Genomic DNA, 13,030 nt, shown 5'->3' on the forward strand with positions numbered 1-13,030 from the left:
GTCCCAATGTCCCTGTTTCCGCGAAAGCGCCAGCTCCTGTGGCGGCGCCGCTGGTTCGTCCGCTCCATGCGCAAGGCGATGGCGATCAGATGCGGAACATTGAGAAGCTGGAGGCGGATCTCTGGGAGACGGCGGACAATCTCCGCGCCAACTCCAAGCTGACTTCGTCGGAATATTGCATGCCGGTGCTGGGGATTATCTTCCTGCGCCATGCCACCAATCGCTACAACGCCGCCCTCCGCCAGATCGAGGAGGATCAGCGCTCGGGAAAAATGCCGCCGCGCCCGATCGTGAAGGGCGATTTTCTGAAACGGCGGGCGCTTATGTTGCCGGAAAAGGCCCGCTACGACCGCCTGCTGAAACTGCCCGAGGGAACCCACCTCGGCAAGGCATTGATGGAGGCGATGAAGGCGATCGAGGACGACTTCGAGCCGCTCGCGAATCAGCTCCCGAAGGATTACGAAAAATTCGACAACGACCTTCTCGAGGACGTGCTGAGGACTTTCGACAGCGAGACGCTGCGCAATGCCAGCGGCGATGTCTTCGGGCGCATTTATGAATACTTCCTGATGAAGTTCGCCATGCAGGGGGCGCAGGACAATGGCGAATTTTTTACCCCGCCCTCGCTGGTGCAGACCATCGTCAATGTCATCGAGCCTGAACACGGAGTAGTGTTCGATCCGGCCTGCGGGTCCGGCGGGATGTTTGTTCAGACGAGCCACTTTATCGAAGGCCATGGGCTGGACACCGGCCATCGGGTCACTTTCTACGGGCAGGAGAAGACGGCGACCACCATTCGCCTGGCGAAGATGAATCTCGCGGTCCATGGCCTGGAGGGCGATATCCGGGAGGCCAATACGTTTTACGAGGATGTTCACCGCCTGCCGGAGAACCATTCGCTTTGGGGCAACTGCGATTTCGTCATGGCCAATCCGCCCTTCAACGTGGACATGGTCGATTCAGAAAAGGTGAAGACCGACCGCCGCCTCCCGTTCGGTCTGCCCGGGGTGAACAAGGACAAGAAGGTCCCGAACGGCAACTATCTCTGGATCTCCTATTTCCACAGTTACCTCGGGCCGAAGGGCCGCGCCGGTTTCGTGATGTCGTCGCAGGCCTCCAGCGCCGGCAACAAGGAGGCTGAGGTGCGCCGCAAGATCGTGGAGACGGGCGACGTGGACGTGATGGTCTCGATCCGCTCAAACTTCTTCTACACACGCACAGTCCCTTGCGAACTCTGGCACTTCGACAAAGGAAAGCCAAAGGAACGCCGCGACCAGGTGTTGATGTTGGATGCACGGAACATCTACCGGAAGGTCACCCGTAAGATTTACGATTTCACCCCGGAGCAACTGCAGAACCTCACCGCCATCGTCTGGCTTTACCGGGGGCAGTCGGATCGCTTTCTCGAACTGGTCAAGAGCTACTTGGATCGAACGATCGCCGAGGCAGGGGCGATCGCGGGGTATACGGAAGTATTTCGGGACGCTTACAAGGCGCTGGAGGCAGCCACGGCCCCCGTCTGGCAATCGCTGTCGAAGGAGAGTCCGTTGCGGAGTCTCCTGAAGGAACGCGATGAGGCGGCCGCCCTTTGCTTTCGCTCGCTGGAGGAATGGGAGGGACGCATTGTGCGGGAATGGCAGGAGGAGTGCGATCCGGAGTTCCAAAAACTCAAGGACCGGCTTGATGCGCTGGATCCTCTGGCCGGCGCCTGCCGGGATCTGGTGAAGGATCTGGATCTGGTGGTGAAGCTGTCCTCGCGCCTGGTCGATGCCGCCGGGAAAGAGGAGGAGGTTCGCTCTCACGAATCCTGGAACGGCCGGGCGATCGCGAAGCTGGAGAAGGAGCTGGATGCCGCCCGCAAGGAAGCGGTGGAGCAACTCAAGCGCACCGCCTACTTCGAGCGGCAGGCCCACTGGCTCCTTTCCCGTTTCCCGGAAGGAAAGTTTGCGGACGTCCCCGGCCTCTGTCGGATCGTCAGTCGCGCCGACATCGAAGCCGCCGACTGGAGTCTGACGCCCGGCCGCTACGTCGGCGTGGCGCCAGTCGAGGTGGACGAGGATTTCGACTTTGAGCAAACCATCCGCGACATCCACGTCGAGCTGGCGGATCTGAATGCGGAGGCTGCTGAGTTGGCCGCAAGAATTCAGAAGAACTTTGAGGGATTGGGGGCATGAGCTGGAAAAGCTACCGCCTTGGCGACCTCCTTACCCTAAAGCGCGGCCATGATCTTCCAAATGACCGGAGAATTGATGGCGAAATCCCGGTAGTTTCTTCATCGGGAGTCACCGGTTTTCATAATGAGGCGAAGGCAGCTCCCCCGGGCGTGGTCACAGGAAGGTACGGTACGCTCGGGGAGGTCTTTTACATCGAACAGCCGTATTGGCCTCTCAACACAGCTCTGTATGTCGTCGATTTCAAGACCACCGATCCCAAATTCGCAGCCTATTTTCTGAAGAACGTTTTACGTGATTATCGGAGCGACAAGGCAGCTGTTCCTGGCGTCGACCGAAACGTGCTTCACGACCTACCCGTCACGGCTCCTGATACGACAACCCAGAAAGCAATCACTGATATCCTCTCCGCCTACGACGACCTGATCGAGAACAATCGGCGGCGAATAGAGTTGCTGGAGGAGGCGTCGCGGCAGCTTTGCCGGGAATGGTTTGTCCGCCTCCGCTTCCCCGGCCACGAGCATGTCCAGATAGTTGACGGAGTTCCAGAGGGATGGGAGCGAAAGCAAGTCGGCGAAATCGCCGAGATTAACTCCGCCTCGGTCAAGCGAGGATATGAGGGGGAAATCGAATACGTGGACATCGCTTCGGTCCTTCCGGGAGAAATCACCGGAACCACGAAGATGGATTTTTCGGAAGCTCCAAGTCGGGCCAGACGGATCGTTCGCCACGGAGACATCATTTGGTCCTGCGTGCGTCCCAATCGCCGTTCGCACGCGGTCATCTGGAACCCGCCCGAAAATCTCATCGTGTCGACGGGCTTTGCTGTCCTAACACCGCGTGGCGCGCCCACCTGCTTCCTTTACTTTGCCACAACGACGGATGCGTTCGTCGGCTACCTTGAAAATCATGCCAAGGGCGCCGCATATCCCGCCGTAGTCGCAGCCGATTTCGAACGGGCCGAGATTCTCGTTCCGACTCAAAATTTACTAACCCTATTCGCGGAGACGAGCGACCCCGCCTTTTCTCAGATTCACAACCTGCGCACGCAGAATCAAAAGCTCCGTGCTGCCCGGGACCTTCTCCTCCCGAAGCTGATGAGCGGCGAAATCGAGGTATAATGAATGAATGCGGACGGTGCCCCATCCCCTGGCGATCTTGCAAAACGCGCTCGCGAGCAACTGGCGGAAGCCGAAAGAAAGTTCATCGATGAGCTGAAGGGGGTCGATGCGCGGGCGGTGTTTGCAAGTTATGCTCTCTCCCGGATGGCTGCCGTGCATTCCGGGAACGGGAGCAAGTCGGCGCGGCCGGCGCCAGCGGCGATCGAGTTAGCCGCATGGCTTTTGTTTCCGCATTTTGATCGGGCAGGTTCGGAGGATGCCGATGGCATCGACCGGGTCATCAAGGTCATCGAGGAATACCAAAGCGCATTCTCCTTCGCGGAAATATTCGCGGGTGAGGGCGATTATGATTTGCTGGGGGCTCATCTCCGGATGGTTACCGGAAACGTGCGCGGCTCGGCCTATCCGGTTCAAGTGCAGAGGAGGATTACCGGAGCTTTTGCGGGGCTGGAGGAGATGTTTCGATCAAGAGTCGGCATCGGGCCGCTCCGGACGCTGGAGATCGCGATGGCGATCATCGATCGGACAGAAGAGAACATAAACGCCATGAAAGCCCGCTGGCACGGTCTCTGCGATGAAATGCGGCGGCTGCTCGGTGGGAAAACAGAACCGGACAACCGTGAGGAAGCACAAAGGGTCCGAGGCGCGATGGATGACTGTCTCGCCGAAATGGGAGGGGCCTGGATTCCCGACAGAACGCAAGTGGCGCAGCGCGTCCCGGATCTTGAGCAAGCCGAGTGGAACGCCCTGCACGGGGCGATTGGATTGAGTCCAGGCAATTTGGCATCGGTCGCGAAGGTGGTGGATTTGCAGGACCGTCCGCTCTATTTCACCGATCCTGAACGCGCATTTTCTCTTCAGGGAACGACCGTGCTCGACGCCATTTTCTCCTATTTCGATGATGTTGCGCGAAGTGATGCCAGCTTGGTGAATCGATATGTTGACGGCGCTTCCGCCTGGATGGAAACCGTGATCGCGAACCAGATGCGACGGCTGTTTCCCGCGAGCAGCATTCTCCAGAGCGCCTGTTTCAGGGATCCGAACAAACCAGGCGGAGAAACGGAGGCGGACGTCGTGGTTCATTGGGGGCCGTTCCTGGTCATCCTGGAGGCCAAAAACAATCGAGTCGCCAAATCGGCGGTGCGCGGTGGAGCGAAAGGCCTGAAAAACGTCCTGTCGAAGAACATTCAGGACGCGTTCTATCAGGCCCGGCGTGTGTTGCGGGTGCTCGAAGAGGACGGAAAAATTACCTTCAAGGAGAAGCGTAGCGGGCGACAGTTGACCGTCTCGCGGGAGAGCCTGCGGAGAGTGATGCCAATTTCGGTAACTCTCCAGCATCTGTTCGGAATCACCACTCAACTGGCGGTCACGCAGCAACTCGGTCTTTTCAAGGGGAACGCCTTTCCATGGTCCGTCTCCCTCGACGATCTCGACGTGATCACGCGCTTCGCGGAAAACCCGGATATTTTCCTGTATTATATCGAGCGCCGGACGGCCCACCAGGGCCTCGGCGTGCGCTTAAGCGGCGACGAACTGGACATCTTCGGCCAGTATCTCGACAACCGCCTTCACCCCTCGGTTTACGAGGGGCGTAAAGAGATTGCTGAACATCAGGGTGGCCCATCAATGATCACCTTCACGGGGGGCGAGGAAAAGTTCGAAGACTTTTTCTCGGCCGAGTGGTATGGCGAGGCGACGCCCGACACGATGCCGGTTATGGATCTCCCGGAACCGATCCGCGAGATACTCGAAGAACTGCGGCGCCGCCCGGATGATGACGCCCGCTACATTGCCTTTGCGCTTCTGAGCCTGAGTAACAATGCCCTGCTGCGGTTGGCAAACTCCGTGAAACGCCTCCGTCAGGGAGCAGGGCCGACTTACGAGATCAACCGAACGACGATCCGGGAAGACGACGTCGTGGTGAATGTAATGGTTCACCGCTCACTGACCCCGGGGGAGTTTTTCAAGAACGTCACCGTCCGGACCCGGATCGAGCATTACCGCGCACGGGCAAAATCGACGGTTACTTTCGGGATCGACCTACGGAAATCCGGGCCGTTTGAGATCGCCCAATGGCTGGAGGGCGAGTGGGAATACGAAGATGTGATGGAGGAGCTTTTAAAGAACGATACCGGACAAAGCCGGATTGTCTCTCTGCCCCCGGGGACGCCGAAACCTGGCAGAAACGATCGGTGCCCTTGCGGGAGCGGGAAGAAATTCAAGAAGTGCTGCATGGAGCATGTTCAATTTCGAAGGGAGGGAGAATGACGGACATGGATTACCCGATCATGCAGATCCACCCCGACTGGGTATTGGAGTCCGAACAGATGGGCTCCAAGACGAAGTTTTGGTTTCGCGACCCACGCGACCCCGAGAAACGGGACTGGCTGTTCAAGTTTCCGACATCTGGCACCGGCCAGCATTGGGCGGAAAAGATCGCTTACGAGGTTGCGTGCTCAATGAAGATCGTCGCTCCACGGGTGGAGCTGGCGGAGTTCGAGGGACAGGGAGGCTCCGGGACCTTGAGTTTCACCAAGGTTCTTGCCGGAGACACCTTCGAACGTTACGAACTTTTTCACGGCAACCAAATTCTGGCGGGGATGGATGCGACTTATGATCGAGACCGAAAGGGGCGTCATCCGATGCATACCGTGCAGCGGATGTTCCAAAGCATGGGAATTTTTCAGTCCAAGGAATATGCGGAAAGTTGCCGTCTGAAATTAGCGGAATACCTGGTGTTTGATGCTCTGATCGGAAATGTGGACCGCCATCACGAGAACTGGGGCATTCTGCGCAAGCAACTGAAAGATGGCACCTACCGCGGGCGGTTGGCACCGACGTTCGACCATGCGTCCTCGCTCGGGCGAGAGCTGCGGGATGAAGGAGGCAAACAGAGCCGCCAACGTTACCTCGATGAGCTGGGAGTTGGCAAATACGTCAGCCGCGCCTCTGGAGCGGTGTTTGTGGACGAGACTTCCAAACGGGGTCCCCCGCCCTTGGAGTTGGTGGAATGGTGTCTTGAACAGGATCCTTTGCGCCACTATTTTCAAACTGCCCTGAGAAAGCTGGAGAACCTCGATCCCGCCGTGATGGAGCGGATTGTCGCACGAATCCCGCGAAGTTGGATGAGCGACTTGTCAAGGCGCTTTGTTGTCGATCTCTTCCATTTTAATCTCCATTCTTTAAGAGCATATGCCCACTAATCCGACAAAAACTGTTTTTCTTGCCTGGCAGGATGCCCGAAGCCGCCGGTGGTTTCCGGTGGGACGTTTGGATGCCAGCCCTGAGCGTCACTATGCCTTTGCCTACACAAAGGGGGCGCGGGAGGCGCAACACAGCAGTGGATTTGCCCCTTTGTATGACTTTCCGGATTTTGACCGGCGCTACACGTCCGATAGCCTCTTCCCTTTGTTCAAGAATCGCGTCATGACTCCTCAGCGCCGCGACTTTCAGGATTACCTTAAGCTACTTGCTATCGAGGAGAGCGATCCTGACCCCTTGGACATTTTGTCGGTCGATGGCGGTTACCGGGCGACCGACAGCTTTCAGGTGTTTCCAAAAATTGAAAAAAAGGAGAACGGAGCTTTCCGCTGTCGCTTTTTTCTGCACGGCTGGCGTCACACGAATGAGTCAGCGCAAGGGCGTCTGGCGGGATTGCAAGCGGATGAGCCTCTTTACGTCACTATTGAACTGACGAATCCGGAAACAGGGTTCGCCGTGCAAATTCAGTCTGAGGACTACCACATGATCGGCTGGGCTCCCCGTTATTTGGTGAACGACCTGGTTCACGCCATCGCCTACGCGCCTGGCGACTATGCGGCGCAGGTGGTTAGGATCAATCCCGTCCCCGCTCCATCGAAGCAGCGCGTGTTGATCGAATTGAGCGGCCACTGGCCAAAGGAACACGAACCCATGTCCACGGAGGAATTTCAGCCGCTGGCGGAATAGGCGCTGTCAATCGAAGCTGGTCCGCTATGAACTCATCCGACAAGTCCGCCGCCCCGCGAAAGGACTTCCGATACGAGGTGCTGGAGAATGGGCTTCGCATCCTCAACGATCCTTATCCGCCGTATGGTCGGCCTGTCCCCTTTGATGGGTCTCGCGAGGAACTGGGTCTGGAGGGGTTCATTGAGCAAGGGACGAAGGTCTGGGCTGATGTGCCTGATGCGGCCGAGTGGGTTCGCAGGCTCCGCGGCGGCTGATCATGGCCTACACCGACATCAACAGCGAAGACCGGCTGGTTCAGAAGACATTTGCCGATCACCTCGAAACGGTGCTCGGGTGGGAAAGTGTTTACGCCTGGAATCAGGAGACCTTCGGTCCAGCCGGAACCTTGGGTCGGAGCGATACGAAGGATGTGGTGCTTACTCGTGATCTCCGCGCCGCCATTGAACGGCTGAATCCTGATCTGCCGGAACCCGCGGTGAATGAGGCCGTGCAGACGATGACGCGGCACGATTTTTCCAGGGGACTGCTCCAGCAAAATCAGGAGTTCTATCACTACATTCGCGACGGGGTGCCGGTGAGCTATCGCGACACGTCAGGAGACCTTCGGCACGGGCGAGCCAAGGTGGTGGACTTTTCCAACGGCATCGGCCCGGACGGCAAAGCGAACAACCGTTTCATCGCGGTGCGCGAACTAAAGATCACCGGACCTCGCACGCCGAATTACAACCGCCGCGCGGACCTGATCTGCTTCGTCAATGGATTGCCGCTGGTGTTCGTTGAACTAAAGGCGGTTTACAAGAACATCCGCGCCGGATTCGACGGAAATTTGCGAGACTATCTCGACGAAAATGTCATCGCTCACGCTTTCCACCATAACGCCTTCCTCATCGTCAGCAATGGCCATCGCGCTCGATATGGTTCAATCACGAGCAGTTGGGAGCACTTCCACGAATGGAAGAGACTGAATGAATCGGAAAAGGGAAGTGTCGACGCGGAGGTGCTGCTTAATGGCATGCTGGCTCACGACCGGTTGCTGGATCTCGTCGAAAACTTCGTGCTTTTTGACGGCAGCAAGCCTGGAGCAATTCGAAAAATCGTGGCGAGAAATCACCAGGTGCTGGGAGTCAACAATGGTGTGGCAGCCGTCACGCGGCAAGAGGAGTTGAAAAACGCATTCCCACCGGAGAAGCGCCTCTCCTACCGCGTGGTAGAGCTTCCCCCTGAGGAAGCGGTAGATAGGGACTTGGCGCCGATGGTTTCGGCGCTGGATGAACGAAAGGAAAAGAGCGCCTTACAGGTGGTGGAGCCCGCGCACCCTGATCTGGGGAAGCTCGGCGTGTTCTGGCACACTCAGGGGAGCGGAAAATCCTATTCCATGGCATTCTTCGCGGAAAAGGTGCGGCGGAAGGTTTCGTCGAAGTTCACCTTTCTTCTGATGACCGACAGAAACGATCTCGACAGCCAGATTTATCGCACATTTGTGGGGTGCGACGTGGCAGATGAGAGGACGCCGCGTGCCACGTCCGGGGAGGTTTTAAAGGGGCTCCTGAAAGAAAATCATCGTTTTATTTTCAGTCTGATCCACAAGTTCAACCAGGACGTGGATCCGAATGAGCCTTACAGCAGGCGCGACGACATCATCGTCATTTCGGACGAAGCGCACCGGACCCAAGCCGGCAAGCTGGCCCGAAACATGCGGCTGGCGCTTCCCAATGCCTCGTTCATCGGTTTCACCGGGACACCGCTCTTCAAGAACGACCATCTGACCAAACGGATTTTTGGAAGCTATGTTTCAAGGTATGACTTCAAACGATCCGAAGAGGATGGCTCCACTGTAAAGCTGGTCTACGAAAACCGAGGGGAAAAACTGCGGGTCACCCGGCTGGATCTGAACGACCGGATCGCGGAGGCCATTGCCAAAGCGGAGCTCGATCCGGATAAGGAGGCTCTCCTGGAGAAGTTACTCGGCCAGGATTATGAAGTCATCACGGCCCCGGAGAGATTGGACAAAATCGCTGACGATTTCGTGGAGCACTGTGCGGCGCGGTGGGAATCGGGCAAGTCTCTGCTCGTCTGCATCGACAAAATCACCTGCGCCAAGATGTATCAGCGGATTATTCCGCGATGGAGGGAGAAGATCGCGCTGGCGAGAGCCATGATCAGACAGCACGAGCAAGAGCTTCCGGCCGTCGAGGATGAGGCGGATCGGGAGCGGGTGGAAAAGGAACTCACATGGCTCCGGGGCCAGGTCCGATGGCTCGAAGAGACGATAGTCGAGATCATCATCAGTGAAGGACAAAATGAGGTAGTGGGTTTCGGAAAGATCGGATTCGACGTGATTCCGCATCGAGCACGCATGAAGCAGGGATTTGAGGTGGAAAACACCCGCGTGGATGTGGAAACGGCGTTCAAGAATCCGGATCACCCCTTTCGGGTCGCTATCGTCTGCGCAATGTGGCTGACCGGTTTTGACGTGGAGTCGCTGTCAACGCTCTACATCGACAAACCGATGAAGGCGCACACCCTCATGCAGGCAATCGCGCGGGCAAACCGTGTTTATCCGGGAAAGGATTTTGGGCTGATCGTTGACTATAACGGAATGCTGAAAAGTCTGCGCGAGGCGCTGGCACAATACGCGCTCGGCGATGAAGGAGAATCTGGAGGAGACGAGGAAATCGTGGCCCCAATTGAAGAGCGAGTTCAGGCATTGGAGGCCGCGCTTGAGGAAACAGAGAAGCACCTGCGGGGATTGGGATTCGACCCGAACAGGCTGAAGGGAGCAGAAGGATTCACGAAGATCCAGGCGCTCGCGGACGGAGTGGAAGCAGTCTATACCTCCGATGAGGCGAAGCGGCGTTTCGAAATACTCGCCCGTCAGGTTTTCATTCGGTTCAAGGCCCTCATCATGGAGCCCTCCGCCGCAGCTTACGGGGAGCGTCATGACAATCTGGAGGCCATTTACAAGAAGCTATTAGAAAGGAGGGACACCGCCGATGTTTCGGAGCTCCTCGAAGAGCTGAGGGAAATCGTGAACGAGGCCATCCGTGCGCAACCTGAGGAGGAAGTCAAAGAGGAGCGCTTTTACGATCTAAGTGGAATCGACCTGGAAAAGCTAAGGGATGAATTCGCCAGGAAGGTCCGCCGAAAAGCGACGGTTTTGGCGGATATTCGCGAGATTGTCGAAAAGAAGCTGGTTCAGATGCTTGGCCGGAATCCTCAGCGGATGGACTATTACAAGCGGTATTCCGAAATCGTGGCCGACTATAACCGGGAGAAGGACCGCGTCAGCGTGGAAGAGACATTTGCCAGGCTGATTGACCTGATGAAAGGGTTGGACGCGGAACAACGGCGGGCTGCAGAGGAGGGCCTCAGCGAGGACGAGTTGGCGATCTTCGACCTCTTGAAGAAAGAGAATCTGTCCAAAGCTGAACGGGAGCGGGTCAAGCAGGCCAGCCAGAATCTCCTTGAAGCAATTCAAGAGGCCGTCGCTCCCTTGGAAGGATGGACAGAAAAGGAGCAGACCCGGGCCGAGGTTGAAGTTCTTATTTTGGACCGAATTTTCGAGGTGCTTCCAGAACCGCCCTTCACTGGCGAAGAGAAGCAGATGGTCGCCTCACGAATCTACCAACACGTCTGGCATCAAAGCGCCGGCGGCCGGTTCGCTGCGGCGACCGTGGCATGAAGCGGCTTTGATGATGCCGAACGGCGCATCCTCGCTCAGAATCGGTGGCGCTTATTCACCTGTTCAATTAGCTCCCAAAGCTGCCTCCAGCCATCTGACGCGCTCCTCCGTGGCGGCGGCTGTGATGTTGAAACCTCGCTCCCGGCGCCGCTCGGCTCCTTCAATCGTGAAGCAGTCTCGAACTTCCGCGAAGCTCTCGCCCAGGCTTGCGAGAAGCCATTGCTCAAAGTCGACCTCTCCAAAAAATTGAGGAAAACCGCGGTGGGGCGAAAGCAGGCAACTGCGCTGGGGAAAGCCATCGAGAAGCTCGGCCAGCCCTCGATCAAAGGTCAGGAAGTAAGGAACCAGGAAGGCGCCATCATGGCCCGTGACGCTTACGAAGTCGCGCCGCATGGTGAAATGAAGGAGGTCCCATGCGACATTCTCGGCGTTTTGGAGGAGTTTCCTGCCCTTACTCGTAAGCTTGCTAAGCGGTCGAAACTGGCCGCCATGTTCAAAGAATTTTCCGGCAGCCCAAATGATGTTGTGAAACATCGAACTGATCTCCCGATCCATGAAGGAGATAAATTCGACCAATTTTCTCCGGGCCGAGCGCCGGTCGGGATACCGTTGTTCAAGCCATGCCATCTGCAGGGCCATCAGGTAGAAGAGCCGGTGTTGCTCCCTGATTTTACTGAACCCGCCGCGTTTCAACTGCTGATCCCAGCCAGCCAGGAGATCCTGGGCCTTCCGGAGGATGTCGTTTTCGGAGATCTGAGGGACGATCTCGCCGGTCTGCGCAAAATGTGCCTGGTCGCAGGCTCCGAAGCGTTCGGATGCGACAACCGTTCGCCAGATGCACTCAAGGTCGATAGCTTCCCCGTCCCCCAAACGGGCGGCCCTCTCCATGAGGTAGGGACCGAGGTCCCAATTAAAGCGCCTCCCCGCGAGCTGCCGGGCGGCCGACCGAAAGGCTTCGACGATCGTTCGGTCGCGCCCCTCGACCATGGCGCGGAGGTATTCGGCGGCGTTGATATCGAAACCGATGGTGTAGTCCATGGGGAGATCAACCCTCTGCTCCGGCCCGAACATGGCGGCAAGAATTTCATGACTCACAAACCAAAGACTCGAATGGCGGAAAATGGAGCGGAGAAATCCGCGATCCGCCAAGTCCAAGCGGGCTGGCCAACGCATCCCACCTTCGGCGTCGTCTATGGAAAGAACGAAGAGGTGGTTCTCAAGCACTTCAGGATGGTCGATCCAGATTTGCACCGACTCGTCCCGCGTCCGGGCTTGGCTGAGGCGCGTCAGGATCTCGGCCGGGAGGAAACTTGTGATGCTCATAAACCCCATCTGAAAGAGCTATGACCACTGATCGAGAGTGACAATCAAAACAGCCGTGATCCAGAATCCGTCCGATGCAATGATGCTGGCCACATTCCGAATGAGGGGTTAACTTACGAGACGCTCATCCACGGATGACGGTAGATCGAACTGTGGAGCCGGTTTTTCTGCTTGCTGACCTGCCCGGGCGTAATTCCCGTTCGTGGTGATTTGCGGTCAGGCTTCGCCTGAAGGCTACGCCGGGACGGGCTTCGTCCGCTGACGCTGAACGAAAACTGGTGGAGGTGGCGGGAGTCGAACCCGCGTCCCCTATGACTTCACGCAAAGCTTCTACATGTTTATCGTCTTTTTTAATCTCGCCCGGAGCACGCGAAGACGCACGCTCGCTCCAAGGCCAGTATCCAATTGTGAAGTACGGCCCGGGCATCGGAAACCCAACCCGGGCTATACCTGCTGTCGTCGCCCCCTCTGCCTAGCAGGCGTTGGCAGGGAGACGTGGCTGTGTTTAATTAAGCAGCCAGAGGCATTTCTTCAGTGTTGCCATTTGTTTTTTTGATGGAAGATTTACGAGGCCAACCATCATCCTCGACATGCCACCTTGCACTCCACCATAAGGTCGAATCCGTAACACCCCCCAAGAAGAAAAGGATGAATTTTGAATGATGAATTATGAGGGAGAATTTCCTGATGATTCGGTCATTCGCGGATGAGATCCGGAGGAGCGCCGGTTAAAGCGCTCAAAGAACAGGAGGATACATATCGTCCCGGTTCGGGGGTTTTGCAAG

Annotated in this window: 8 protein-coding genes and 1 other RNA gene; 7 read left to right on the forward strand and 2 right to left on the reverse strand. The window is 57.2% G+C overall.

What is annotated here, in order from left to right; all coding sequences use genetic code 11:
- Positions 1 to 89: 89 nt before the first annotated feature.
- Genes ACWUI2_RS02065 through ACWUI2_RS02095 form a run of 7 tightly spaced genes read left to right on the forward strand, consistent with a single transcriptional unit; the run spans position 90 to position 10,922 of the window.
- Positions 90 to 2,174 (forward strand): type I restriction-modification system subunit M, encoded by a 2,085-nt coding sequence (locus ACWUI2_RS02065; RefSeq protein WP_486985031.1) that lies wholly within the window; start codon positions 90 to 92, stop codon positions 2,172 to 2,174.
- The gene (locus ACWUI2_RS02070) at positions 2,171 to 3,292 is read left to right on the forward strand and encodes a restriction endonuclease subunit S (protein WP_486981201.1); all 1,122 of its coding nucleotides are present in this window, start codon (positions 2,171 to 2,173) and stop codon (positions 3,290 to 3,292) included. The genes ACWUI2_RS02065 and ACWUI2_RS02070 overlap by 4 nt, the downstream gene beginning before the upstream one ends.
- Before the next feature lie 3 nt (positions 3,293 to 3,295).
- Positions 3,296 to 5,560 carry a YecA family protein gene (locus ACWUI2_RS02075; RefSeq protein ID WP_486981202.1) on the forward strand — a complete coding sequence of 755 codons (2,265 nt, stop codon included), beginning with the start codon at positions 3,296 to 3,298 and terminating at the stop codon, positions 5,558 to 5,560.
- Between the two features lie 5 nt (positions 5,561 to 5,565).
- Positions 5,566 to 6,495, forward strand: coding sequence for a HipA domain-containing protein (locus ACWUI2_RS02080; protein WP_486981203.1), 930 nt, complete (start codon positions 5,566 to 5,568; stop codon positions 6,493 to 6,495).
- Complete coding sequence (locus tag ACWUI2_RS02085; RefSeq protein WP_486981204.1) at positions 6,485 to 7,240, forward strand: DNA-binding protein; 756 nt, start codon at positions 6,485 to 6,487, stop codon at positions 7,238 to 7,240. The genes ACWUI2_RS02080 and ACWUI2_RS02085 overlap by 11 nt, the downstream gene beginning before the upstream one ends.
- 26 nt (positions 7,241 to 7,266) lie before the next feature.
- Positions 7,267 to 7,494, forward strand: coding sequence for a hypothetical protein (locus ACWUI2_RS02090; RefSeq protein WP_486981205.1), 228 nt, complete (start codon positions 7,267 to 7,269; stop codon positions 7,492 to 7,494).
- A gap of 2 nt (positions 7,495 to 7,496) precedes the next feature.
- Positions 7,497 to 10,922 (forward strand): type I restriction endonuclease subunit R, encoded by a 3,426-nt coding sequence (locus tag ACWUI2_RS02095; protein ID WP_486981206.1) that lies wholly within the window; start codon positions 7,497 to 7,499, stop codon positions 10,920 to 10,922.
- A gap of 63 nt (positions 10,923 to 10,985) precedes the next feature.
- On the opposite strand, the gene ACWUI2_RS02100 is transcribed toward ACWUI2_RS02095, so the two are convergent.
- Positions 10,986 to 12,245, reverse strand: coding sequence for a hypothetical protein (locus ACWUI2_RS02100; protein ID WP_486981207.1), 1,260 nt, complete (start codon positions 12,243 to 12,245; stop codon positions 10,986 to 10,988).
- Positions 12,246 to 12,521: 276 nt separating this feature from the next.
- Positions 12,522 to 12,880: a transfer-messenger RNA gene (gene ssrA / locus ACWUI2_RS02105) on the reverse strand.
- Positions 12,881 to 13,030 lie beyond the last annotated feature (150 nt).

The sequence above is a fragment of the Verruconatronum alginivorum genome (assembly GCF_056590205.1).